Consider the following 25,061-nt stretch of genomic DNA (forward strand, 5'->3'; position numbering starts at 1 on the left):
GTGGTCAGTTTCCTTTCACGCGGACTGGATACGTGCGGGGCCTGGGTGCAGGCGTCACACGTCCAGGAAGCGGACGTCCTTGGCGTTGCGCTGGATGAAGGAGCGGCGGGCCTCGACGTCCTCGCCCATCAGGACGGAGAACAACTCGTCGGCGCGGGCGGCGTCCTCCAGGGTGACCTGGAGGAGCAGGCGGTGGGCCTGGTCCATGGTGGTGATCCGGAGCTCCTCGGCGTTCATCTCGCCGAGACCCTTGAACCGCTGGATCGCGTCGTCCTTCGGCAGGCGGCGGCCGGCGGCCACGCCCGCCGCGATCACGGCGTCGCGCTCGCGGTCGGAGTAGACGTACTCGAAGTCGTCCTTGCCCCACTTGATCTTGTACAGCGGGGGCATCGCCAGGTACACGTAGCCGGACTCGACCAGCGGCCGCATGAAGCGGAACAGCAGGGTGAGCAGCAGCGTCCGGATGTGCTGACCGTCGACGTCGGCGTCCGCCATCAGAACGATCTTGTGGTACCGGAGCTTGGACTCGTCGTAGTCCTCCTGGATGCCGCAGCCGAAGGCCGAGATCAGCGCCTGGACCTCGGTGTTCTGCAGCACCTTGTCGATCCGGGCCTTCTCGACGTTCAGGATCTTGCCGCGGATCGGCAGGATGGCCTGGATCCGCGGGTCGCGGCCCTGCTTGGCCGAGCCGCCGGCGGAGTCACCCTCGACGATGAAGATCTCGCACTCGGACGGGTCCTTGGACTGGCAGTCGCTCAGCTTGCCGGGCAGCGAGGCGGACTCCAGCAGGCCCTTGCGGCGCGTGAGGTCGCGCGCCTTGCGGGCGGCGACGCGCGCGGTGGCGGCCTGGATGGACTTGCGGATGATGTCCGAAGCCTCGTTGGGGTTGCGGTCCAGCCAGTCGTTGAGGTGCTCGTGGACCACCTTCTGGACGAAGGTCTTCGCCTCGGTGTTGCCCAGCTTGTCCTTGGTCTGGCCCTCGAACTGCGGCTCGCCGAGCTTGACCGAGATGATCGCGGTCAGGCCCTCGCGGATGTCCTCGCCGGAGAGGTTGTCGTCCTTCTCCCGGAGCAGCTTCTTGTCCCGCGCGTAGCGGTTGACCAGACCGGTCAGCGCCGCGCGGAAGCCCTCCTCGTGGGTGCCGCCGCCGTGGGTGTGGATGGTGTTGGCGAAGGAGTAGACCCCCTCGGTGTACGAGGAGTTCCACTGCATGGCGATCTCCACCGAGATCGTCTTGTCCTTGTCCTCCGCCTCGAAGTCGATCACCGAGGGGTGGATCACGTCGCCCTTGCGGGAGTTGAGGTGGGCGACGAAGTCGGCGATGCCGCCGTCGTACTTGTAGGTGACGGAGAGCGGCTTGCCCTCCTCGTCGACGTGCTCGGGGCGCTCGTCGGTGAGCGAGATGGTCAGGCCCTTGTTGAGGAACGCCATCTCCTGGAAGCGCCGGGAGAGCGTCTCGAAGGAGTAGACCGTGGTCTCGAAGATGTCCGGGTCGGCCCAGAAGGTGACCGTCGTGCCGGTCCGGTCGGTGGCCTCGCCCTTGACCAGCGCCGCGGTCGGGGCGCCCATCTTGTAGTCCTGGGTCCAGCGGTGGCCGTCCCGGTCGATCTCCACCGCGAGCCGGGTGGAGAGCGCGTTCACCACGGAGACGCCGACGCCGTGCAGACCGCCGGAGACCGCGTAGCCGCCGCCGCCGAACTTGCCGCCCGCGTGCAGGACGGTGAGCACGACCTCGACGGCCGGCTTCTCCTGCCCGGGGACGATGTCCACCGGGATACCCCGGCCGTTGTCGACCACCCGGACCGCGCCGTCGGCGAGGAGCATGACGTCGATGGTGTCCGCGTACCCGGCCATCGCCTCGTCGACGGAGTTGTCCACGACCTCCTGCACCAGGTGGTGCAGGCCGCGCTCACCGGTCGAGCCGATGTACATGCCGGGACGCTTGCGGACGGCGTCGAGGCCCTCCAGCACCTGGATGTTGCTGCCGGTGTAGGAAGCCTGGTCGGTCTGGTCTGGGGTCTGGCTGGGGTTGCCGGAATCGGCCACGAAGCGCCCTCTCTGGCACAGCTCGGGCCGCATCCCCACCCCGTGCGGGCGGGCGTGCGACCACGGCGTTTCGACTCGGTTGCCACTAGCAACAGTGTTTGGCTCTCAGTCTACCGGTACGACTGACAGAGATGGGCGTTTGGCAGCCTCTGAGGGCAGATACGCCGCCCTGAATCCCCTCTGCACATGTCCCGATACTCGCCCCGGGGGCTGAGAGCGCCTGGAAGGGCCGTCAGGGGTTCCGGAAGATCCGAGTCCGCTCGGCCCCGGGCCGGCCGGGGTCAGCCCCAGGTGTCGCCCGGTCCCTTGCTGCCCGGAGCGCGCAGCCGGCCGTAACCGCGGACCGGGGCGGCCGGACCCAGCACCTTGATGGTCCGGACCGTACCGTGACCCAGCTCGTGATTCAGACGGGCCACCAACTGCCTTGCCAACCAGCGGAGTTGGGTCGCCCATGCGGTGGAGTCGCACTGCACGGTGAGAACCGCGGCCTCGTCGTCGTAGGACGTGGGGGTGCAGTGCGCGGCGATGTCCGGGCCGACGATCTGCGGCCACCGGCCCATCACGCCGCCGACGGCCGCCGAGGACTCCCAGCCGCGCTCGGTCAGCAGCCGGTTCAGCGCCGCCCCCAGCGGCACCGGGTCACGGCCGTCCGAGCGGGCCCCGCTGCGCAGACCGTGCCGCTTCGCCTCGCGCTTCTCGCGGACCTGCTCGCCGCGCTGGCGGGCCTGCGCCCGGGCCGCCCGCAGCGCCGACCGGGCCAGATCGGCGCCGGTCAGCTCGGCGCCGCCCTGCTGCGGGGAGTCCTGCGCCGGCTCGCTCACGGCGATCTCCTATCCCCAGCCTGTGGACAACGGTCAGCCGTCCAGCGTACGGGAGCGGGAGGGGTCCTCGGGGCGCCCCCGACCGCTGCGGGTGGGGGGATCGGGTGGGGAAACGGTGCCGGAGCTCAGCCGGTGACGCGCTGGACCGCTCCGTCGGCGACCGAGAACCGGACCCCGGCCAGCGCCTTCGGCACGTCCTCGGCGACGGCGGCGGTGACGAGCACCTGCTCGCCGCCGGCCACCAGTTCGGCCAGCCGGTCGCGGCGGGAGGCGTCCAGCTCGGCGAAGACGTCGTCCAGGACGAGCACCGGCTCACCGCCGTCGGCGCGCAGCAGTTCGTACGAGGCCAGCCGGAGCGCCAGCGCGAACGACCAGGACTCGCCGTGGCTGGCGTAGCCCTTGGCGGGCAGCGGACCGAGTCTGAGCACCAGCTCGTCGCGGTGCGGGCCGACCAGGGTGATCCCCCGCTCGACCTCCTGCTTGCGGACCGTCCGCAGGGCCTGGAGCAGCTGTTCCTCGGCCTGCTCGCGACTGCCGGGCAGTTCGCCCTCGAAGGAGCTGCGGTACTCCAGGACCGTCTCGCCGCCACCCGGTGCCAGCTGCCCGTAGGCGGCCGTGACCAGCGGCTGGAGGGCGGCCACCAGTTGGATCCGGAAGGCGGTCAGCTCGGCGCCGGACCGGGCCAGGTGACCGTCCCAGACCTCCAGGGTGGAGAGGTCGGCGCCCTTGCCGCCGCCGGCCCGGCGGGCCATCGCGGCGGTCTTCAGCAGGGCGTTGCGTTGCTTGAGCACCCGCTCGTAGTCCTGCCGGACGCCGGCCAGCCGGGGAGCGCGGGCGGTCAGCAGCTCGTCCAGGAACCGCCGTCGCTCGCCGGGGTCGCCCTTCACCAGCGCGAGGTCCTCGGGGGCGAAGAGCACGGTGCGCAGCAGGCCCAGCACGTCGCGCGGCCGGACGTTGTCCGAGCGGTTGATCCGGGCCCGGTTGGCCTTGCCGGGGGTGATCTCCAGCTCGACCAGGGTGGTGCGGGTGCCGGCGACCACGGAGGCGCGCACCACCGCCCGCTCGGCGCCCAGCCGGATCAGCGGGGCGTCGGTGGCGACGCGGTGGCTGCCGAGGGTGGCGAGGTAGCCGACCGCCTCGACCAGGTTGGTCTTGCCCTGGCCGTTGGGACCCACGAACGCCGTCACGCCCGGGTCGAGGGAGACCTCGGCCCGGGCGTAGGAACGGAAGTCGGCGAGCGACAGATGCGCGACGTGCATGACTGTGGACTGCGCTCGCCTTCTGTGGAGAACCCGGTGGGACTACCCGGGTGGGGACTGCGGGACTACTTGGACTCCACCGCGTGGCCGCCGAACTGGTTGCGCAGCGCGGCGATCATCTTCATCTGCGGCGAGTCGTCCTGGCGGGAGGCGAAGCGGGCGAACAGCGACGCGGTGATGGCCGGCAGCGGCACGGCGTGGTCGATCGCCGCCTCGACGGTCCAGCGGCCCTCGCCGGAGTCGGCGGCCCAGCCCTTGAGCTTGGCCAGGTGCTCGTCGTCGTCGAGGGCGCGGACGGCCAGGTCCAGCAGCCAGGAGCGGATCACGGTGCCCTCCTGCCAGCTGCGGAAGACCTCGCGGACGTCGGTGACCTCGGGGGCCGCCTCCAGCAGCTCCCAGCCCTCGGCGAAGGCCTGCATCATCGCGTACTCGATGCCGTTGTGGACCATCTTGGCGAAGTGGCCGGCGCCGACCGCACCCGCGTGCACGGAGCCGAAGTCGCCCTCGGGCTTGAGCGCGTCGAAGACGGGCTGAACCTTCGCGACGTGCTCGGCCCGGCCGCCGTACATCAGCGCGTAGCCGTTCTCCAGGCCCCAGACGCCGCCGGAGACGCCGCAGTCGACGAAGCCGATCTCCTTGGCGGCGAGCGCCTCGGCGTGCTTGACGTCGTCGGTCCAACGGGAGTTCCCGCCGTCCACCACCACGTCGCCGGGGGAGAGCAGCTCGGCCAGCTCGTCCACGGTGGCCTGGGTCGCGGCACCCGCCGGGACCATGACCCAGACGACGCGCGGGGCCTGGAGCTTGGAGACCAGCTCCTGAAGGCTCTCGACGTCGGAGATGTCGGGGTTGCGGTCGTAGCCGATGACGGTGTGGCCGGCGCGGCGGATCCGCTCGCGCATGTTGCCGCCCATCTTGCCGAGACCGATGAGGCCGAGCTCCATGACCTAATCCTTACCTGTGGTGACGTCCCTGCGGGCGGCGCCGTTGCCGCGCCTCCCCGAGCCTACGTGCTGAAGCGCAGAGGCCTCCCCGCGGTCGGGCCGACCGGGGGAGACTTCCACAGGTTTGTTCACAGGGCTGTGGGTGACGGCCCCGCGCCCGCCGGCGTCAGCCGGAGAGGCGGACCGGCATGATCAGGTACTGGTAGGCCTCGTCCGCCTCGGCGTCCACCGAGGCCTTGCCGCTGAGCAGCGCGGGCTTGGTCGGGGTGGTGAAGCTCAGCTGGGCGTAGGCGGAGTCGATGGCCTTGAGGCCCTCCTCCAGGTAGCCCGGGTTGAAGGCGATCGAGATGGCGTCGCCCTCCAGGGAAGCGTCGATCCGCTCGGTGGCCTGCGCGTCGTCGCCCGAGCCGGCCTCCAGCGTGAGCACGCCCTCCTCGAAGTTCAGCCGGACCGGGGTATTGCGCTCGGCGACCAGCGAGACGCGCTTGAGCGCCTCCAGGAAGGGCTGCGTCTGGATCGCCGCGATCGCGTTGAACTCGGTCGGGAAGAGGCTGCGGTACTTCGGGAACTCGCCCTCCAGCAGGCGGGTCGTGGTCCGCCGGCCGGCACCTTCGAAGCCGATCAGACCCTCGCCGGCGCCGCCGGAGGAGAGGGCGATCGAGACGGTGTCGCCGCTGCCCAGGGACTTGGCGATGTCCTGCAGGGTCTTCGCCGGCACCAGGGCGACCGCGGAGATGTCGGACTGCTCGGGCTTCCACAGCAGCTCGCGGACGGCGAAGCGGTAGCGGTCGGTGGCGGCCAGGGTGATCCGGTCGCCCTCGATCTCGACCCGTACACCGGTGAGCACCGGCAGGGTGTCGTCGCGGCCCGCGGCCACGGCGGCCTGGCTGACCGCGGAGGCGAAGACGTCGCCGGAGACGGTGCCGGTCGCGGTCGGCATCTGGGGCAGGGCGGGGTACTCGTCCACCGGGAGGGTGGGCAGGGTGAACCGCGAGCTGCCGCAGACCACGCTGACCCGCTGGCCGTCGGTGGAGAACTCCACGGGCCTGTTGGGCAGGTTCCGCGAGATGTCGTTCAGCAGCCGACCGGAGACCAGCACGGTGCCGGCCTCCTCGATGTCGGCCTCCAGCCCGACCCGGGCCGAGACCTCGTAGTCGAAGCCGGACAGGGCCAGGCTGCCGTCCTGTGCCGTCAGCAGCAGGCCCGCCAGCACCGGCACCGGCGGCCGTGCCGGGAGGCTGCGGGCCGCCCAGGCCACCGCCTCCGCGAGGACGTCACGCTCCACCCGGAACTTCACCGGTAACCGCCTCCTGGATCGAGCGCTCCCGCTCGCACGTCTGGTTCTTCTGATCTTGGTCTTCGGTCCGCCTGGCCGCCGAGCTCTGCCGCTCCGTGTCCAGTCGCCGAGGACAGTCTGACGTACTCCACCGACAGACGGGGCAGACGGGCGGAAGCAAGTCGAACGGATGTCGGTGAGCGGTTGTCCACAGATTTCGGCCCCACCCACTTTTGAGCTCATCGAACGGTCTATAGGTGTAGTGGTAGTAGTAGGGCCTGTGGAAACCGTGGATAACCCTGTTTGCGCAGGTCAGACCAGGTTTTTTGTCCACAGGGGGTGTGGACCGGGCCTGTGGACGAGCAGGCCCCGCTGTGGACGGCGGAGCGTTACCCACAGGGCACGCTGAGTATCCACAGGTTATCCCCAGCTCCGTCCCCAGATCCGGGCCTGGTTATCCACGGGCCCCGGTCAACATTTCGTGACGCCTTTCACACCTGGGAGTGAACTGCTGCGGAAGGTTGTCGAACTGTGGACACGCCTGTGGACAACCTGGGGATAACCGGGGCTCTCCTGGGGACAACCGGTGGACAACCCGGATGGCCTACTGACGGGCCGACAATTGTCCACAGGCTGTGGATAACGGTTGTGCACAAGTCCACAGGCACCTGACCTGCGCGGAAAAGCGTAGCGGTGGCGGGCCTGTGGAGGAATTCTGGATAACTCACGGCTTCCGGGCCTGTGGACGACGGGAACCCGGTCCGGCCTGTGGATTCCGGCCCTGCGCGCCCGGGGTGTTCGAATCCCTGGTCAGATGTTCGGCGCGGGCTGTGGACTGGCGGTGCATCCGTCGCAGGACATGCCTGCCCCGTCGGAGGCCCGCGCACACCTCGAACATGCCGAAAGGGCGTCAGGATCGCTCCTGACGCCCTTTCCGGCCACCTGCGGCCGTCACTGCCACCTGTCGGCCCGCCCCGGCGGACGGGCCCGTGCGGCGGCTCCGCTAGCTCTTGATGCGGTTGGTGAGTTCGGTGACCTGGTTGTAGATCGAGCGCCGCTCGGCCATCAGCGACCGGATCTTCCGGTCGGCGTGCATCACCGTGGTGTGGTCGCGGCCGCCGAACTGCGCGCCGATCTTCGGCAGCGAGAGGTCGGTGAGCTCCCGGCACAGGTACATCGCGATCTGACGGGCCGTCACCAGTACGCGGCTGCGGGAGGATCCGCAGAGGTCGTCCACACCCAGCCCGAAGTAGGCGGCGGTCTGCTGCATGATGACCTGCGCGGTGATCTCCGGCCCCGCGTCCTCGTCGCCGCCCGGGATCAGGTCCTTGAGGACGATGCCGGCCAGCTCCAGGTCGACCGGCGCCCGGTTGAGGTTGGCGAAGGCGGTGACCCGGATCAGCGCGCCCTCCAACTCCCGGATGTTCCGGGTGATCCGGGACGCGATGAACTCCAACACGTCCGCGGGGGCGTTCAGTTGCTCCTGGATCGCCTTCTTGCGCAGGATCGCGATGCGGGTCTCCAGCTCCGGCGGGGTGACGTCGGTGATCAGCCCCCACTCGAAGCGGTTGCGGAGCCGGTCCTCCAGCGTGGTCAGCAACTTGGGCGGCCGGTCGGAGGAGAGGACGATCTGCTTGTTGGCGTTGTGCAGGGTGTTGAAGGTGTGGAAGAACTCCTCCTGCGTGGACTCCTTGCTCGCCAGGAACTGCACGTCGTCCACGAGCAGGATGTCCATGTCCCGGTACCGCTTGCGGAAGGTGTCCGCCTTGCCGTCCCGGATCGAGTTGATGAACTCGTTGGTGAACTCCTCCGAGGACACGTAGCGCACCCGGGTGCCCGGGAAGAGGCTGCGGGAGTAGTGCCCGATGGCGTGCAGCAGGTGGGTCTTGCCCAGTCCGGACTCGCCGTAGATGAAGAGCGGGTTGTACGCCTTGGCCGGAGCCTCGGCGACGGCCACCGCGGCCGCGTGCGCGAACCGGTTGCTCGCGCCGATGACGAAGGTGTCGAAGAGGTACTTGGGGTTCAGCCGGGCGGCCGGCTCGTCCTTGCGGGAGCCACCGGCCGGGGGACCGCCGGGCGGGGCCGGCACCCCGGGCACCGCCTGGCGGTCGGTGGCGCGCTCGGCGCCGCGGTCGGTCGGGGCCTTCTCCGCCGAGCGTCCGCCGGGCGGCCGGCCCGTGGGGGCGCGGCGGCCGGAGCCGGTCCGCGGGTGCTCGCCGGGGCCGGGGCCGTACGCGCCGCCGAACAGGTCGCCCTGCGTGGTCGAGGGCGGCCCGGGCACGGCGGGGCGGGGCGAGGGGCGCTGGGACTCCGCCTGGCGGTAGTCGTCCCGGTAGTCCTCGCGGTACTCCGGGGACGGCTCGGGGTAGCCGGAGCGCCCCTGGTCCTCGTCCCAGTCCTGCTGCCGGGACGGCACGCCGTACCCGCCCCCGGCCCCGCCGCCGTACGAGGGCGCCGGGTGCTCGGGGTAGCCGCCGCCGTACTGGTCGTGGCCGTACTGGTCGCGGCCGTGGTCCGACTCGTAGGGGCGCTCGTACACGGGCCGTCCGTAGTCGGCGCCGCCGGTCTGCGGGGGGTACGGCTCGGAGGCTGGCGGCTCGGCCGGCACGGGGAAGGGGGCCACGGCGTTGGCGTCGACCATCACGGCGATCCGGACCGGACGGCTGAGCTCGCGGCTGAGAGCCTCGGTCAGCTGCGGGAGCAGCCGACCCTCCAGCACCTGCTTGGCCCGCTCGTTGGGGGTCGCCAGCAGGGCGGTGTCGTGCATCATCCACATCGGTTGGGTGCGCTGCACCCACTGCTTGTCCATCTCCCCGACGTCCGGGTCGCCGACCAGCCGCTCGACGACCCTTGCCCAGACAGGGACGAGGTCGCTGTTGACATCAGCCACTGGTGCACGCTTTCTCGGTTCCCCGCGGCTCCAGCAGGGGTGGTGGATCAAGGATCTGTGGATCGTGGTCCGTTACCGAAGAACAAACCAGACAAGTCCTGCAACGGTAGTCAGCGAACAGAGCCGGATCAAGTCGTTGTCCACAGGCTGTGGGCAAAGGGCGGGGCGGACGCCCCGGGAGGGGCGCGGACAAGCGGCTGGTTTGACCCTCGTGCCCCGTCCCGCGTACCGTAACCAGGTCGAGTTGTCGATGGCCGCTGCCGCATGTCCGCGGGTCCACCCGCTCCATAAGGCGCGCAGCACGGGCGCCGTGGATTGCCCAGAACCCCAGCCGAACTGGGGTGATGGGCCGGATTTCCGAATCAGGGGAGATCACGCGGACGCACGGTGACGGCCAAGCGATCTACCCGTCATCCTACGATTCACCTCAGGAGCCCCCGAGTGAGCAAGCGCACCTTCCAGCCGAACAACCGTCGTCGCGCCAAGACCCACGGCTTCCGGCTGCGTATGCGTACCCGCGCCGGCCGCGCCATCCTGGCTGCCCGCCGTGGCAAGGGCCGCACCAGCCTGTCCGCCTGATCCGCACCAGAGTCTGTTGTGCTGCCCTCCGAGAATCGGCTGCGGCGGCGCCAGGACTTCGCGACCGCAGTCAAACGCGGTCGCCGGGCCGGTAGGCCCCTACTGGTCGTCCATCTCGCCAGAGAGGACGCCCAGGGGGGCCGGACCGACCGGGCCAGCGACTCCCACCCGCACGTCGCCGAGGGGACCCCTTCGGCGCGTGCGGGTTTCGTCGTGAGCAAGGCCGTTGGCCCGGCGGTCATCCGCAACCTGGTCAAGCGCCGGCTGCGCCACCTTGTGCGTGATCGTCTGTCCCGGCTGCCCGCCGGTAGCCTGATAGTGGTGCGTGCGCTGCCCCAAGCCGCGTCCGCCTCGTACCAGGAGCTCGAACGCGACCTGGACGCGGCGCTCAAACGGCTGCTCAAGGCCGAGCACGCCGTTGCGGCGCCGACGGGAGCAGGGCGATGAAGTACCTGCTGATGGGTTTGATCAGGGTCTACCAGTGGACCATCAGCCCACTGCTCGGTCCGGTCTGCCGCTACTACCCCTCCTGCTCGCACTACGGCTACGAGGCCGTGAAGGTGCACGGGGCGGTGAAGGGCGGCGGCCTGACCGCGTGGCGCATCCTGCGTTGCAATCCGTGGACGCCCGGTGGGGTCGACCATGTTCCGCCGCGCAGGCACCCGGTATGGCACCGCCGGTTGCGCGACCTGCTGAAGAGCCGGTCCGCCGCAGACCAGCCGGTGATCATGCCCCCCGCCGGTCCGGACCCAGAGGGCCCGGCGACCATTGGCCCCGTGGGGCCAATCCCAATGTCCAAGGAGCCTGACCGGTGACCTTCTCCTTCCTCAACCCCCTGTACACAGCGGTGTCCTGGATCATCGTCCAGTTCCACTCGCTGTACAGCCACGTTTTCGATCCGAACGGTGGCTGGGCCTGGGGTCTGGCCATCGCCTCGATGGTGGTCGTCATCCGGATCTGCCTGATCCCGCTCTTCGTGAAGCAGATCAAGGCGACCCGGGCCATGCAGGCGATCCAGCCGAAGATGAAGGCCATCCAGGAGCGGTACAAGAACGACCGCCAGCGCCAGTCCGAAGAGATGATGAAGCTGTACAAGGAGGCGGGTACCAACCCGTTCTCCAGCTGCCTTCCCATCCTCGTGCAGGCGCCGTTCTTCACCGCGCTCTACGGCGTGCTCGCCAAGGTCGCCGACGGCAAGCCGATCGGGGTCATCGACGGCACCCTGCTCGACAGCGCCCAGCAGGCCCACATCTTCGGTGCCCCGCTCTCGGCGACCTTCGTGGGCAGCCCCGAGGTCAGCGTCAAGATCGTCGTCGCAGTGATGATCATCCTGATGTCGCTGTCGCAGTTCGTCACCCAGCGCCAGCTGATGACGAAGAACATGGACCTCACGGTCAAGACGCCGTTCATGCAGCAGCAGAAGATGCTGATGTACGTCTTCCCGATCATGTTCGCCGTGATGGGCATCAACTTCCCCGTCGGTGTGCTCGTCTACTGGCTGACCACCAACGTCTGGTCGATGGGCCAGCAGCTGATCGTCATCCGGAACAACCCGACGCCGGGCAGCAAGGCCTGGGACGAGCGCCAGGACCGCCTCAAGAAGGCGGGCCGGCTGAACCCGGACGGCTCGGTCATCACCGGTCCGCTGTGGGGCCTCCTGCCGGCCAAGAAGTCCGCCGCGACCGCCGACGCCGTGGTCGAGGAGTCGGTGCAGGTACGCCGCCAGCAGCCGCGGAAGCAGACCAAGTCGCAGCGCCAGCACGGTGCCCCGACGACCAGCCTCACCAAGGACGCCCCCGCGGAGACGCCGGCGCAGGAGCCCTCGGACGCCGCCCCGGCGGACACGCCGCCGGCCGCTGCCAAGCAGACCGCGGCCCGGCCCGCCGGCGCCAGGTCGGGCCCCGCCCGGCAGCAGCCGAAGCGCGGCGGCGGCGGGCAGCGGCCGAAGAAGAAGTCCTGACCCGTCCGGCCCCGGCCTGTTCCAGCGGCCCCCCGAACCTCGTTACCGGCCCACCACCCGGGCCCATCTCCGAAGGAGTCCATCAGTGACGGAAGGCACCACCTCCGCCGTCGAGGCCGAGGCCGTCGCCAGCACCGACGAGAACGTCGTCGCCCGGCTGGAGCAGGAGGGCGACATCGCGGCGGACTACCTGGAGGGTCTGCTCGACATCGCCGACCTCGACGGTGACATCGACATGGACGTCGAGGGCGATCGCGCCCTGGTCTCCATCGTCGGCGAAGGCAACGACCGTTCCCTGCAGCGTCTGGTCGGCCAGGACGGCGAGGTGCTGGAGGCACTGCAGGAGCTGACCCGGTTGGCCGTCCACCGGGAGACCGGCGAGCGCAGCCGCCTGATGCTGGACATTGCCGGGTTCCGGGCCCGCAAGCGCGAGGAGCTGGCCGAGCTCGGGGCCAAGGCCGCGGAGCAGGTGAAGGGCTCGGGGGAGCAGGTCAAGCTGCGTCCCATGACGCCGTTCGAGCGCAAGGTCGTCCACGACGCGGTCGCCGCGGCAGGTCTGCGCAGCGAGTCCGAGGGCGAGGAGCCCCAGCGGTGCGTGGTCGTGCTGCCGGTCTGACCGGCAGGTCGACGACCGGCTGCCTCGGCGGCCGGCACGCTTCAGAGGACTCGACCCCGTCCGCCGTGCGCGGACGGGGTCGTCGTCCCTTCGCGGGGCGTTGGTCCGGCGAAAGATGTTTCACGTGAAACGGTGTGCGGAGAGCGGGTCGGTGGATCCGGGGAGCGGAGAGGTCGAGATGGACACGGAGAGCGCGGCTGCCGGCGGGCCGGAGACGGGTGCCGGAGTGCCGGGTGCCGAGGGCACGGCCGCCGGGGATCGTCCGGCCCCCGCGGCGCCGCCCGCGCCGCCGGCCGTGGCCCGGGAGGTCTTCGGCGAGCGGTACGACGCCGCGGTCCGCTACACCGAGCTGCTGGCCAGTGCGGGCGTCACCCGTGGGCTGATCGGCCCGCGGGAGGTGCCCCGGCTCTGGGACCGCCACGTACTGAACTGCGCCGTCCTCGCCGAGCTGCTGCCGGGCGGGACGACGCTCTGCGACGTCGGCTCCGGCGCCGGCCTGCCGGGCATCCCGGTGGCGCTCGCCCGTCCGGACGTCTCGGTGACGCTGCTGGAGCCGCTGCTGCGCCGGACCACCTTCCTGGAGGAGGTCGTCCGTGAGCTCGGCCTGGAGAACGTCACGGTGCTGCGCGGCAGGGCCGAGGAGATGGTCGGCAAGCTCGCGGTGGACGTGGTGACCGCCCGGGCGGTCGCTCCGCTGGAGCGGCTGGCGGGCTGGGGCCTGCCGCTGCTCCGCCCGCACGGCCAGATGCTTGCGCTCAAGGGCGACAGCGCCGAGCAGGAGCTGGCGGACTCGCGGGCCGGCCTGGCCAAGCTGGGCGCGGTCGAGTGGTCGGTGATCTCGGTCGGTGAGGGCACCCTGGAGACCTCGACCCGGGTGGTCCAGGTCAAGGCGGGGGAGAGCCCCGGTGGCGTGCGGGCGGCGACCCGTCGGGCCAAGGCGGCGGCCAGGGCCGGCCGTGCCGGCGCCGGTGCGGCGCGTACCGGTGAGCGGCCCCGGGGCGGTCGGCGCCGGAGCCGCTGACCCCGGAGTGACGCTCGACACGGGCGGGTGGCCATCGGCCGCCCGCCCGTTCGGCTTCCCGGTGACGGCCGGGCGGCCGACAGGAGACTGCCGGAACACCGGAGTGTCGCACCGTCAGAAATCCGACATTGCGGGCATGGTGTTTCACGTGAAACGTCGCTCTCTCCTCTCGGGAATCCTCTCTCGCAGCCGGGCGGCGACTGTTGCCGCTCCGGTTTCACGTGAAACACTGACCCCCATGCAGGACTCGGAGACCATCGACCAGATCGATGACACGCCCATCGCGCGTGCTGCCCAGGCTGCGGTCCAGGCCATCGGCCGGGCGGGGGAGGGTCTGCCCAGGCCCGCCGCCACCCGGGTGATGGTGGTGGCCAACCAGAAGGGCGGGGTCGGCAAGACCACGACCACGGTCAACCTCGCCGCCGCACTGGCCATGCACGGCCTGCGCGTCCTGGTCGTCGACCTCGACCCGCAGGGCAACGCCTCCACGGCGCTCGGCATCGACCACCACGCCGAGGTGCCGTCGATCTACGACGTCCTGGTGGAGGGCAAGCCGCTGGCCGACGTGGTGCAGCCGGTGGTCGACGTGGAGGGGCTGTTCTGCGTCCCCGCCACCATCGACCTCGCCGGTGCGGAGATCGAGTTGGTCTCGCTGGTGGCCCGCGAGAGCCGGCTCCAGCGCGCCATCGCCGCGTACGAGCAGCCGCTGGACTACATCCTGATCGACTGCCCGCCCTCGCTGGGCCTGCTGACGGTCAACGCCATGGTGGCCGGCCAGGAGGTGCTGATCCCGATCCAGTGCGAGTACTACGCGCTGGAGGGCCTCGGCCAGCTGCTGCGCAACGTCGAGCTGGTCCGGGCGCACCTCAACCCGGTGCTGCACGTCTCCACCATCCTGCTCACCATGTACGACGCCCGGACCAGGCTGGCCGCCCAGGTGGCCGAGGAGGTCCGGACGCACTTCCCGCAGGAGGTGCTGCACACCGCCATCCCGCGCTCGGTTCGTGTCTCGGAGGCGCCCAGCTACGGTCAGACGGTGCTCACCTACGATCCGGGCTCCACCGGCGCGCTCTCCTACCTGGAGGCGGCCCGGGAGCTCGCGCTGCGGGCGGTGTCCGCAGCGGGCAACGGCTCGTTGGTGGGGCAGCAGCGGGACCGCGAGCAGCACACCCGACCGGGGCAGGATGCCCCGATGGCACAGCACGGCACGACGGAGGGCAATCGGTGAGTGGTCGCAGGGGTCTGGGACGAGGGCTTGAGGCGCTGATCCGCACCGCCGCGCCGGCGGACGGTGGGGCGGCGCAGCCCGGGGCGATCCCGCCCGCACCGGCCCCGGTGGCGGCCTCCGGGGCCGCCACGCCGGCCGCGGTGCCGGTCCTGCCGACCAGCCGTGGCACGGTGGCGGCCAAGGCGGCGGTGGAGAGCCGGCGCGAGCTGGCCGACGGGGAGCGCGCCGACGCCGCTGCCGGGCCGGCCCAGCCGGTCGGCGCCTACTTCGCCGAGCTGCCGCTGGACGCGATCACCCGCAACCCGCGCCAGCCGCGCGAGGTCTTCGACGAGGACAAGCTGGCCGAGCTGATCACCTCCATCAAGGAGGTGGGCCTGCTCCAGCCGGTCGTGGTGCGGCAGGTGTCGCCCGAGCGCTTCGAGCTCATCATGGGCGAGCGGCGCTGGCGGGCCTCCCGGGAGGCCGGGCTGGAGCTGATCCCGGCGATCGTCCGGGCCACCGAGGACGACAAGCTGCTGCTGGACGCGCTGCTGGAGAACCTCCACCGGGCGGAGCTGAACGCGCTGGAGGAGGCCGCGGCCTACGACCAGCTGCTGCGGGACTTCTCCTGCACCCACGACGAGCTGGCGGACCGGATCGGTCGCTCGCGCTCGCACGTCTCCAACACGCTGCGGCTGCTGAAGCTCTCGCCGGGAGTCCAGCGGAGGGTGGCGGCCGGGACGCTGACGGCCGGGCACGCCCGCGCGCTGCTCGGCGTGGCGGATCCCGAGCAGCAGGAGGAGCTGGCCAGGCGGATCATCGCGGAGGGGCTCTCGGTGCGGACCACCGAGGAACTCGTCGTGCTGATGAGCGGGCAGGAGCCGAGGCCCAAGCGCTCGGCCGGGCCCAAGGCGGGCAAGTTGCTCTCACCGGCCTTCAACGACCTGGCGAGCCGGCTCTCCGACCGGTTCGACACCCGGGTCAAGGTCGAGGTCTCGCAGCGCGGCGGAAAGCTGGGCAAGGGCAAGGTCGTCCTGGAGTTCGGCTCGGTGGAGGACCTGAACCGAATCCTGGACAGCCTGGCACCGGGCGAGGACGGCTTGCGACTCTCGCAGGGCTGAGCCGCACCGAACCGGCACACGATGGGTGCATGGTTCACGTGAGCGCTGTTTCACGTGAAACATGCACCCATCGGCGTTCGGGGGAATGCTCGACTGTGGAGTGGACGAGGAGGTGCGGGGCATGGGACGCCGGATCGTTCCGCTGACACTGGACAACCTCGCGGACCTGCCGACGACCTGCCGGTCCTGCGTGTTCTGGGAGCTGGACCCGGTCAGTGGGCGGGCGGCGGTCGAGTCCGGCAAGCCGGAGCTGGAGAAGGAAGGGTGGATCTCCGCCGTCCTGCTGGAGTGGGGCTCCTGCGGCCGGATCGTCTACGTGGACGACCAGCCCGCCGGGTTCGTGCTCTACGCCCCGCCCGCCTACGTCCCGCGCTCGCAGTCCTTCCCGACCAGCCCGGTCTCCTCGGACGCCGTCCAGCTGATGGTCAGCCGTGTGCTGCCGGGCTACCAGCGGCAGGGAATCGGGCGGGTGCTGGTGCAGACGGTGGCCAAGGACCTGCTGGGGCGGGGGTTCCGGGCGATCGAGGCGTTCGGCGCGGTGGGGCGGCAGCCGGTCAGCTGCGTGCTGCCGGCCGAGCATTTGCTGGCGGTGGGCTTCAAGACCGTCCGGCCGCACTTCCGGTACCCGCGGCTGCGGCTGGAGGCGCGGGCCACGCTCTCCTGGCGGGGGGACGTCGAGGGCGCGCTGGAGCGGCTGCTGGGCGGGCGGAAGGAGCCTGCGCTTCGGCCGTTCTGAGCGGCACGGCGACGCGCCGGTACGGCGGCCCGGAGGCGTCTCTCGTGCGGGAGCGGGCGGACGACGCAGGGACACGACGAGGGCGGGGCTCCCCTCCGTGGGGGAACCCCGCCCTCGTGGCGTCCGGTGGAGCGGGACCTAGATGAGGCCGTCCAGCTCCCGCAGCAGCGCGGCCTTCGGACGGGCACCGGTGATCTGCTTCACCGGCTCGCCGCCCTTGTAGAGGATCAGGGTCGGGATCGAGATGACGCCGTACTGTGCGGCGGTCTCCTGGTTGGCGTCGACATCGAGCTTGGCGATGGTCAGCTTGTCGGCGTTCTCTGCGGCGATCTCGTCGAGGATCGGGGCGACCTGGCGGCACGGGCCGCACCAGGTGGCCCAGAAGTCGACCAGGACGGGCTTGTCGCTGTCCAGGACATCGGCCTTGAACGTCGCGTCGGTGACGGTGGTGGTGGCGCCGGCCACGGGAACTCCTCGGGATCGAACGGAGGGGGCTGCTGCCAGGAGAACAACGGGCGGGCCCGTTCTGTTTCCTGCCTGGCCGGAGCCGGGCTTCTGGAAGCGGGGGTGTTTCACGTGAAACACCCCCGTGAGGGCTGTTCGGTGTGCGGGTCTCAGACCGCGACGGCGGCGGCCTGGGTCTCCAGGTCGGCCAGCGACGCCAGGTAGCGCTCGGCGTCCAGCGCGGCGGAGCAGCCGGTGCCGGAGGCGGTGATCGCCTGGCGGTAGGTGTGGTCGACGACGTCGCCGGCCGCGAAGACGCCCGGGACGTTGGTCCGGGTGGAGGGGGCGTCGACCTTGAGGTAGCCCTCGGCGTCGAGCTCCAGCTGGCCCTTGAAGAGGTCGGTGCGCGGGTCGTGGCCGATCGCGATGAAGAGGCCGGTGACCGGCAGCTCCCGGGTCTCGCCGGTGGTGGTGTCGCGCAGGGTGACGCCGGTCAGCTTCGGGTCGCCGTGGATGGACTCGACCGCGCTGTCCCACTCGAAGCTGATCTTCTCGTCGGCGAAGGCGCGCTCCTGCATCGCCTTGGAGGCGCGCAGGCTGTCGCGGCGATGGATGACCTTCACGCTGCGGGCGAAGCGGGAGAGGAAGGTCGCCTCCTCCAGCGCGGTGTCGCCGCCGCCGACCACCGCGATGTCCTGGTCGCGGAAGAAGAAGCCGTCACAGGTGGCACACCAGGACACGCCGCGTCCGGAGAGCTTGTCCTCGTTCGGCAGACCGAGCTTGCGGTGCTGGGAACCGGTGGTGACGATCACGGCGCGGGCCTTGTGGACGTTGCCCTCGGAGTCGGTGACGGTCTTGACGTCGCCGGTGAGGTCGACCGAGACGATGTCGTCCGGGATCAGCTCGGCGCCGAACCGCTCGGCCTGCGCCCGCATGTTGTCCATCAGCTCGGGGCCCATGATGCCGTCCCGGAAGCCGGGGAAGTTCTCGACCTCGGTGGTGTTCATCAGGGCACCACCGGCGGTGACGGCGCCCTCGAAGACCAGGGGCTTGAGGGCAGCCCGGGCCGTGTAGAGCGCAGCCGTGTAGCCGGCCGGGCCGGAACCGATGATGATCACGTTACGGACGTCGCTCACTGCATCTCCTGGTTCGCATCGCGACCCGCGTTTGCTGCGGGGAGGGCGGTCCTGCTCCGCCGCCCGGGACAACGACTGACCAGTGTCTCGCATTCCCAGGCGGATCAGTACCAGCCGCCCGCACTGTGGGAGTGTCGGACGGGCCGGAGCGTGGATCGCACGGGAACCACCGGTCAGCGGGAGGGAACCACGCGGTGCAGCAGGACCGGACCGCATCCGGGTGCGCGGAGGTACACGTCGACCTGGTCCGTCCGGCCGGGCAGCGCGTAGACGAGGACCTCGGCGGGCGTGCCCCCGTAGCTGCCCAGGTCGGTCGCCAGCAGCGGGCCGGTGGCGGGAGCCGGGCAGGTCGGGGTGGAGCGTCCGCCGCCGGTCAGGCCCTGGGTGTCGGCGGGCGGTACGGCGGTCGCGCCGGAGGCTTCGGGGGGCCGTGACGGCTTGACGGGAGTGCCGGGCGTGTCGGCGGGCGGTGCGGCGGTCGCGGGGCCGCTCCCTCGGCCGGCGAGCAGCAGTTGGACCTGTGCGGCGAGCAGTTCGTCGCGGTAGGCCGTCCCGCCGCCGTGGTCCGCGTCGGCGCCCCCGGTGTCCTCCTTGGTGCCCGGGACGGCGGGGCTGCCGGGGAGGACGTGGCCGGCGGCGGGGCTGCCGGCCGAGACCGTGCTGGTGTCCTGGAGCTTCCGGTCGGCCCCGGCGGTCAGGGCCAGGAAGGTGCCGCCGAGGCCGACCGCGAGCAGTGCGGCTGCCGAGCCGAGCAGCAGGGCGGCGCGCCGGCGCCGGGCGCGGGGACGTCCGGGGCCGGTGGTCGCGCCGGGGTGCCCGGCCGGCGCCCTGGAGGGGGTCTCGGCCGACCTTCCCGGGGTCGGGGTGGCGTGGGGAGGCCGGGGTGCCGCGGTGTCCTTCCCGGGGCCCCGGAGGGCGTTCCCGGGGGTGCGGTGGGCAGCCGCCGACTCGTCCTGGGCGGCTGCGGACTCGTCCTGCTCGGCCGCGGCCGCGGCGAGGGCGGCGTCGATCCGGGCGGCGACGTCGGCGGGCACGGGCGGGGCTTCGGCCGCGCCGAGCAGCGTCCGCACCTCGGCCAGTGCGTCGGCGGTCTCACGGCACTCGGCGCAGTCGGCCAGGTGCCGGCGGAGCGCCCCGGCCGCGTCGGCGGGCTCGACCAGTCCCTCGGCGAGGTCGGCCAGCTCGTCGACCGAGGGGTGCGGTCCGGTGGCGGGTGCGGGGTCGGGGGAGGAGAGGGGTGCGGTCATCGCGTGCTCGCATCTCCTTCCAGAATCGGCCGGGCGGTGTCCGGGGCTGTCCCTGTGACGGTCCGCGGGCCGGGTGGGTTCCCGGACGGACCGCTCGCGGCGGGCGGCTCCTGCGCCCGTGCCGGCGGCCTCGCGTCGGCCGGGGCGGGTGTGGACGCCGGCCCCCGGGCGGGCGGTGTTTCACGTGAAACACCGGCGGCCTCCTCGCGGAGGTGGCGGACCAGCGGCAGCAGCCGGGCCCGGCCCCGGGCACAGCGGCTCTTCACCGTCCCGACCGGCACCCCGAGCAGTTCCGCGGCCTCGGCGACCGGGTAGCCCTGCATGTCGACCAGGACCAGGGCCGCCCGTTGTTCGGCGGGCAGCTCGGCGAGCGCGGCGGTCACCTCGCGGTGCACCTCGGCGCGGACCACCGGGGAGTCGGCCGGCTCGGACGAGCCCACCAGCGCGTCCAGCCGCCGGGGGTCGTCGTCGAGCGGCTTGGTGCGGCGGCCGGCCGCCCGGCGGGCGCGGTCCAGACAGGCGTTCACCACGATCCGGTGCAGCCAGGTGGTGACGGCCGAGCGGCCCTGGAACGTGTGGGCGGCGCGGAACGCGGACACCAGGGCGTCCTGCAGGGCGTCGGCGGCCTCCTCGCGGTCGCCGAGGGTGCGCAGGGCGACCGCCCAGAGCCGGTCTCGGTGGCGGTTCACCAACAGGCCGAAGGCCTCCCGGTCGCCGCCGACGTGCCGGGCGAGGAGCGCCGCGTCGTCGTCGGTCCGCTCCGGTCCGTCGTCCGCCACTGCCACCCCTCGCCGTCCGTGCCCCGCCGCTGCCGCCGTCCCGGGTCGGCTCAGCCGGAGACCCGGACCTCCGCGACGTGGCCGCGGTACTTCCCGTCCGAATCCTTCGACAGACCGGTCAGCCAGATCAAGAGGTAGCGGGTGGTGACCGGGTTGTCCAGGTTGTACTCGACCGCGGTGCCGGCCTTCTTGCCCGCGACCGTGAAGTCCCCGGGCTTGGCGGCCATCGGGTCGCCGGTGACCCCCGGTCCGGGGATCCGCAGCTCGGCCGTGGTGGCGGTGCCGAACTGCACGTTCACCGACGAGACCGGCTGCTGCGTACCGAGGTCGAGGAGCAGGCCGATGCCCTCCTTGGCCGGCGGCTTGGGACCGAACGGGTCGTTGTACCAGCCGCTGGTCCACTCGGTGTCGGGCTTGCCGTCGATGGCGTTGGGGAGGGAGTCCTTGCCCTGCGGGGACGTGCCCAGCGGGTTGTAGTCGAACGCCTCCTTGACCGGGATCGGCACCGGCGTGCGCGGGGCCGCGTGGGTGGTGGGGGAGGCGGAGGTGTTGCTGGGCTGGGGGGCCGCGACGGCGGGGCCGGTGCCGCGCAGGTTGTCCACCAGCTGCCAGGAGGCGACGCCGATGGCGCCGAGCGCGACCGTCCACGCCGTCACCTTGACCACCCGGCGCAGCCGCCGCCCGGTGCGCCGCGCCGGGGCGGCCGCCATCGGGGTCGGCCCCGTGCCGGGGGCCGCCACCACCCGGGTCGGGTTGGGCGCGGTGGGCAGCGCGTGGGTGTTGTGCCGCGGCGGGGCGGCGAAGACCGGCAGTTCGGGCTCGGGCTGGCGGATGCGCGGCATCAGCGCGATCGCCTTGGCGAGCTCCTCGGGGGTGGCGATCGGCTCGGCGTGGTGCGGCGGGTGGTCGAACAGGGCACGGGCGGCCAGTTCGGAGAGGCCCTTGTGGACCCCGGCCCGGACCTGGGCCGGCGGCACGTCGCGGAGGTTCCTCGGGAGCCCCTGGAGGTCGTAGCGGTCCTCCGGGAACGGCCAGCGGTGGGTGAGCGCGGCGTACAGCAGCGCGCCGATGGCCCGGGTGTCGGCCCGCTCGGCGTCCTGGGCGGTGCCGTCGACGGGCAGGCCGCGCAGGGCCGCGTCCACCGCGATGCCGTTGATCCGGTACTGGCCGCTGTCGGTGCGCAGGACGCAGCGCGGCGTGAGCCGCAGGTGCGCCTGGCCGCGCCGGTGGGCGGCGGCGACGGCATCGGTGACCTGGCGGACCATCTGGTAGGCCTCGTGCGGCTCCATCGGTCCGTCGGCGAGCAGCTTGGCGAGGTCGGAGGCGTGCGGCAGCCACTCGCGCACGACGTAGACCAGCTCGCCCTCCTGGACGGCGTCCAGGACCTGGACGAAGCGCGGGTCGTTGAGCAGGGCGGCCGACTTGGCGGCGGCCAGCACCTTGCGGGACCGCTGGTGGCCGGAGGCCATCAGGTGGACGCCGACGTCGCGGCGCAGCTTCTCGTCGACCGCGCGCCAGCTGCTGAAGGTCTCGGTCGAGGAGATGCACTCCTCCAGCCGGTACCGGTGGCCGATCATGTCGCCGCTGTGCCGCAGCGGGGCGGGCAGGGTCTGCGGCAGGGTGGCGGTGTCCCGGGGGTCGTGGGTGGGCTGCGGGTCCTGGGGCGGGCGCCCGGGGGGCCGACGGGTGGTCGCCCCGGCGGCGGCCCGGCGGCGGGCCTCGGCGGCGCGTGCGGCCCCGGAGGCAAGCTCTGCGGCGATCTCGGAGGCCGACAGCGGGGCGGTGGTCTCCGAGGTCTCCTCGCTCCCTGCGGGGGAGCCGCTTCCGGCGGGGGTGACGCCCGGCGAACCGGCGTCGGAGGGCTCGGCGTCGGAAGGCTCGGTGCCGGGGTCCTCGGTGCCGGGGTCCTCGGTGTCCGGGGCGTCGGCCCCGGGGGAGTCGGTCTCCGGGGAGTCCTGTCCGTCGTCGTCGGCCGTGGTGGCCCGGGCCGTGCCTTCGGCGAGTTCGTCGATCGCCGCGGCCAGTGCGGCCTCGTCCGCCGCTCCGTCCGTCGTTGACGTGTCGACGACCGCCTTGGTGCCATCAGCCACCGTGGTCCTGCCTCCCCTTTGTCGCCCCGGGCCTGAGTGAGTCTTTGGTGCTCGCGGCCAGTGGCCCCGGTGCTCCAGGACAATTGTGCCCACTCTTCTCCACCGGGTACGACCGCTGAAAGGTCCGCGTGGTTGCGCGACGGTGGAGAGATGTGGTGCAGATCCGGCGTCGGGCCGCTCTGCCGGCCCCGGGTCATCCCGGGGCCGGCAGAGCGGCCCGACGCCCGCCCCGACGGGGCGGAGATTCCGGTCCGTCCGGTTGACGCCCGGTCAGGGCGTCCGCCGGTCCGGCCGGTCGGTACGTACGGTCGGTCAGCGGCCGAGTCGGCCGCGCACCATGCCCAGCATGGCGTTCAGCTCCTCGATCCGCAGCCGCTTCGCGATGAGCACGAAGACGGCCAGCTGGAGCCCGCCGGCCACGACGACGGTGAGAATACTGCCGATCCAGCCGTCGAGCACCTGCTGGACCGCCAGGCTCGCGCCGATGCCGACCAGGGCACCCGGAACGCAGGCCGCCGTCAGGCGGGTGTAGGTCCGGCTGATCCGCTTGGTGTCCAGGCCGCCGATCTTCTTCTTCAGCTTGGGCACCGCCACCATCACCCCGATGGCGTAGGCGAGGCCGTAGCCGAACGCCATGCCGACCACCGTCCATTCGGAGGGCAGGGCGAACCAGCAGACCAGCGAGAAGCCGGCCTGGCAGACCGCCACCCAGACGGTGTTGGAGAACGGGGTGCGGGTGTCCTCGTAGGCGTAGAAGCCGCGCAGCATCACGTACTGCGCCGAGTACGGGATCAGGCCGAGGGCGAACGCGGAGAGCATCAGACCCACGTTGGTCGCGCTGTCCAGCGCGGCCTCGCCGCCGCCCACCGCGTAGATCGCCCGGCCGATCGCCGGGCCCAGGGCCAGGAAGAGGAAGGCACCGGGGACGACCGCCACCGCCGTGGTGCGCAGCCCGTACGAGATGTCGTCGCGGACGGCGCCGGCGTCCTCGTCGGCGGCCGCGCGGGAGAGCCGGGGGAGCACCGCGCTCATGATCGAGACGGTGATCACGGCCTGCGGGAGCTGCCAGATCAACAGGGCGTTGGAGAACGCGGCGAGACCGACGCCGTTGTGGCCGCCCTTCTCGGCGGCGCTGCCGGCGGCGGTGGCCAGCTGGGTGATGACCAGGTAGCCGGCCTGGTTGGCGAGGACGAAGAAGAACGTCCACTTGGCCAGCCGGGCGGCCTTGCCCAGGCCGTGACCGCGCCAGTCGAAGCGCGGCCGGAAGGAGAAGTCGGCCGCCCGCAGGTACGGGATCATCGCCAGCGCCTGGACGACCAGGCCGACCAGGGTGCCGATGCCGAGCAGCCGGACGCCCTCGGGGCTGATCGTCTCCGGGGTGACGTGGGTGGTGCCGAATCCGCCGTAGACCCAGAGGTAGGCGCCGAAGGTGAAGATGACCACGACGTTGTTGAGGACCGGAGTCCACATCATCGCGCCGAACCGGCCGCGTGCGTTGAGGACCTGTCCCATCACCACGTGGATGCCCATGAAGAAGATGGTCGGCAGGCAGTACCGGGCCATGGCCACGGTGGTGTCGGCGCGGGCCGGGTTCTCCATCATCGGGTGCGAGATGAGCTGGACCAGCAGCGGTGCGCCGGCCACGGCCAGCAGGACCACCGCGCCGAGCCCGACCATCACCAGGGTGAGCAGCCGGCTGGCGTAGGCGGTGCCGCCGTCCGCGTCGTTCTTCATGCTGCGGACCAGCTGGGGCACGAAGACGGCGTTGAGCGCGCCGCCGCCGATCAGGATGTACAGCAGGGTCGGCAGGGTGTACGCGGCGTTGTACGAGTCACCCATCACGCCGACGCCGATCGCCGCCGTGATGACCATGGTGCGGACGAAGCCGGTGCCGCGGGAGACGAGGGTGCCGGCCGCCATGATCGCGCTGGAGTTCAGCAGCGAGGCGACCTTGCCGCCGCCGGCCGCCGGGGCGGGAGCGGGGGGCGCGGTGCCGGCGCGCTCCTCGGCGACGATGTCCTCCAGCAGTTCCACCGCGGGCGGCAGCTGGACCGCCGCCACCTGCATGGTGGCCTCCGCCTCGGAGAGCGGCGGGTCGAACTCGATCGGCGGCACGAACGGGCGCGGCCCGTCGGGTCCGTTCCCGTGGCCGTGACCGTAGCCGTGCGGCGCCTGCGGAGCGTGGGGTGCCTGCGGAGCGTGGGGTGCCTGCGGTGCCTGCCCCGGGTACGCGCCGGCCGGGGGGTACGGCGCGGGCGGGGCGAACGGGCCGGGTGCGGCGGGCGGCGCGGCCGCCGGCCGGCCCGGGGGGTACGGGTGGGCCGGGGACGGCTGGGCCGGCGGGCGGGGGGCCTCCGCAGTCGCCTGGTTGCCGCCGAACAGCGCGTCCACCCCGACGTACTCGGTGGACTCGGAGTCCCAGGTCGAGTGCGCCGGTCCGGGCTGCCACTGCGGCTGCCCGCCCCACGCACCCGGAGCCGGTGCGGCGGGCGCGGCCGGTCCGGGCTGCTGCTGCTCCCAGCCCTGCCGGCCGTCCTGGGCCGGGGTGTCCCAGCCGGGCTGCACCGGCGGGACGGGGGCGGTGAACGGCGCCGGCGGCACCGGCGTCGGGTAGTCGCCGCCCTGCGGCGGGAGCTGCGGCGGCACGTCGTACGCCGCGGCCTGCTGCTGCGGCGCGGCGGGGCGGGCGGCCCGCAGGCCGTACGGGTCCGGGTCGCCCTGCCGGTCCTGGTACGCGTCGGCCGCGTACGGGTCCTGGGCATAGGTGTCGGCCACGTACCAGTCGCCGGAGGGCGACTCGGCGCCCGGACGGCCCTCACCGCGGCCCGGAGGCCGCTCATCGCTGCGCCCGGTCATGTCACCTCTTCGCTGTCGTGGGGGAGGCCGCCCCGG

Annotated in this window: 21 protein-coding genes; 9 read left to right on the forward strand and 12 right to left on the reverse strand. The window is 72.1% G+C overall.

Annotated elements, in window-relative coordinates:
* Nucleotides 1-54: 54 nt before the first annotated feature.
* The 6 genes from gyrB to dnaA all read right to left on the reverse strand — a co-directional run bounded on the left by gyrB (nt 55) and on the right by dnaA (nt 9,233).
* The gene (gene gyrB / locus PUR61_RS39735) at nt 55-2,079 is read right to left on the reverse strand and encodes a DNA topoisomerase (ATP-hydrolyzing) subunit B (protein WP_329884798.1); all 2,025 of its coding nucleotides are present in this window, start codon (nt 2,077-2,079) and stop codon (nt 55-57) included.
* 248 nt (nt 2,080-2,327) lie between these two features.
* A complete protein-coding gene (locus PUR61_RS39740) occupies nt 2,328-2,867 on the reverse strand; it encodes a DUF721 domain-containing protein (RefSeq protein WP_329884799.1) in 540 nt (179 codons plus the stop codon).
* Nucleotides 2,868-2,992: 125 nt separating this feature from the next.
* Nucleotides 2,993-4,126: a DNA replication/repair protein RecF gene (gene recF, locus PUR61_RS39745; protein ID WP_329884800.1), complete on the reverse strand. Its 1,134-nt coding sequence runs from the start codon at nt 4,124-4,126 to the stop codon at nt 2,993-2,995.
* 65 nt (nt 4,127-4,191) lie between these two features.
* The gene (gene gnd, locus PUR61_RS39750; RefSeq protein WP_329884801.1) at nt 4,192-5,067 is read right to left on the reverse strand and encodes a phosphogluconate dehydrogenase (NAD(+)-dependent, decarboxylating); all 876 of its coding nucleotides are present in this window, start codon (nt 5,065-5,067) and stop codon (nt 4,192-4,194) included.
* Between the two features lie 166 nt (nt 5,068-5,233).
* Nucleotides 5,234-6,364: a DNA polymerase III subunit beta gene (gene dnaN / locus PUR61_RS39755; protein ID WP_329884802.1), complete on the reverse strand. Its 1,131-nt coding sequence runs from the start codon at nt 6,362-6,364 to the stop codon at nt 5,234-5,236.
* Between the two features lie 982 nt (nt 6,365-7,346).
* Nucleotides 7,347-9,233, reverse strand: a complete 1,887-nt coding sequence (dnaA, locus tag PUR61_RS39760) for a chromosomal replication initiator protein DnaA (RefSeq protein ID WP_329884803.1) — start codon at nt 9,231-9,233, stop codon at nt 7,347-7,349.
* Between the two features lie 441 nt (nt 9,234-9,674).
* Between dnaA and rpmH the strand changes: the two genes are divergently transcribed.
* The 9 genes from rpmH to PUR61_RS39805 all read left to right on the forward strand — a co-directional run bounded on the left by rpmH (nt 9,675) and on the right by PUR61_RS39805 (nt 16,473).
* Nucleotides 9,675-9,812 carry a 50S ribosomal protein L34 gene (rpmH, locus tag PUR61_RS39765; protein ID WP_030392420.1) on the forward strand — a complete coding sequence of 46 codons (138 nt, stop codon included), beginning with the start codon at nt 9,675-9,677 and terminating at the stop codon, nt 9,810-9,812.
* Nucleotides 9,813-9,830: 18 nt separating this feature from the next.
* Nucleotides 9,831-10,259, forward strand: coding sequence for a ribonuclease P protein component (gene rnpA, locus PUR61_RS39770; protein ID WP_329884804.1), 429 nt, complete (start codon nt 9,831-9,833; stop codon nt 10,257-10,259).
* Entirely contained in the window at nt 10,256-10,627 is a 372-nt protein-coding gene (gene yidD / locus PUR61_RS39775; protein WP_329884805.1) for a membrane protein insertion efficiency factor YidD, read from the forward strand. The genes rnpA and yidD overlap by 4 nt, the downstream gene beginning before the upstream one ends.
* The gene (gene yidC / locus PUR61_RS39780) at nt 10,624-11,772 is read left to right on the forward strand and encodes a membrane protein insertase YidC (RefSeq protein ID WP_329884806.1); all 1,149 of its coding nucleotides are present in this window, start codon (nt 10,624-10,626) and stop codon (nt 11,770-11,772) included. The genes yidD and yidC overlap by 4 nt, the downstream gene beginning before the upstream one ends.
* Before the next feature lie 85 nt (nt 11,773-11,857).
* Nucleotides 11,858-12,388: a Jag family protein gene (locus tag PUR61_RS39785; RefSeq protein ID WP_329884807.1), complete on the forward strand. Its 531-nt coding sequence runs from the start codon at nt 11,858-11,860 to the stop codon at nt 12,386-12,388.
* Nucleotides 12,389-12,566: 178 nt separating this feature from the next.
* Nucleotides 12,567-13,409 (forward strand): 16S rRNA (guanine(527)-N(7))-methyltransferase RsmG, encoded by an 843-nt coding sequence (gene rsmG / locus PUR61_RS39790; RefSeq protein WP_329884808.1) that lies wholly within the window; start codon nt 12,567-12,569, stop codon nt 13,407-13,409.
* 238 nt (nt 13,410-13,647) lie between these two features.
* Complete coding sequence (locus tag PUR61_RS39795) at nt 13,648-14,637, forward strand: ParA family protein (protein WP_329884809.1); 990 nt, start codon at nt 13,648-13,650, stop codon at nt 14,635-14,637.
* Nucleotides 14,634-15,737, forward strand: a complete 1,104-nt coding sequence (locus tag PUR61_RS39800) for a ParB/RepB/Spo0J family partition protein (RefSeq protein WP_329884810.1) — start codon at nt 14,634-14,636, stop codon at nt 15,735-15,737. Before PUR61_RS39795 ends, PUR61_RS39800 begins: the two co-directional genes overlap by 4 nt.
* A 121-nt stretch (nt 15,738-15,858) precedes the next feature.
* Nucleotides 15,859-16,473 (forward strand): GNAT family N-acetyltransferase, encoded by a 615-nt coding sequence (locus tag PUR61_RS39805; protein WP_329884811.1) that lies wholly within the window; start codon nt 15,859-15,861, stop codon nt 16,471-16,473.
* Between the two features lie 138 nt (nt 16,474-16,611).
* On the opposite strand, the gene trxA is transcribed toward PUR61_RS39805, so the two are convergent.
* The 6 genes from trxA to murJ all read right to left on the reverse strand — a co-directional run bounded on the left by trxA (nt 16,612) and on the right by murJ (nt 25,025).
* Nucleotides 16,612-16,938: a thioredoxin gene (gene trxA, locus PUR61_RS39810; protein WP_329884812.1), complete on the reverse strand. Its 327-nt coding sequence runs from the start codon at nt 16,936-16,938 to the stop codon at nt 16,612-16,614.
* Nucleotides 16,939-17,087: 149 nt separating this feature from the next.
* Entirely contained in the window at nt 17,088-18,053 is a 966-nt protein-coding gene (trxB, locus tag PUR61_RS39815; RefSeq protein ID WP_329884813.1) for a thioredoxin-disulfide reductase, read from the reverse strand.
* A 173-nt stretch (nt 18,054-18,226) separates the two neighbouring features.
* Entirely contained in the window at nt 18,227-19,300 is a 1,074-nt protein-coding gene (locus PUR61_RS39820; RefSeq protein WP_329884814.1) for an anti-sigma factor family protein, read from the reverse strand.
* Entirely contained in the window at nt 19,297-20,085 is a 789-nt protein-coding gene (sigM, locus tag PUR61_RS39825) for an RNA polymerase sigma factor SigM (protein ID WP_443035316.1), read from the reverse strand. The genes PUR61_RS39820 and sigM overlap by 4 nt, the downstream gene beginning before the upstream one ends.
* 44 nt (nt 20,086-20,129) lie before the next feature.
* Nucleotides 20,130-22,169 carry a serine/threonine protein kinase gene (locus PUR61_RS39830; protein ID WP_329884816.1) on the reverse strand — a complete coding sequence of 680 codons (2,040 nt, stop codon included), beginning with the start codon at nt 22,167-22,169 and terminating at the stop codon, nt 20,130-20,132.
* A 312-nt stretch (nt 22,170-22,481) separates the two neighbouring features.
* Nucleotides 22,482-25,025: a murein biosynthesis integral membrane protein MurJ gene (murJ, locus tag PUR61_RS39835; protein WP_329884817.1), complete on the reverse strand. Its 2,544-nt coding sequence runs from the start codon at nt 25,023-25,025 to the stop codon at nt 22,482-22,484.
* Nucleotides 25,026-25,061: the final 36 nt, after the last annotated feature.

The organism is Streptomyces sp. BE20 (genome assembly GCF_036322525.1).
Classification (GTDB): domain Bacteria; phylum Actinomycetota; class Actinomycetes; order Streptomycetales; family Streptomycetaceae; genus Kitasatospora.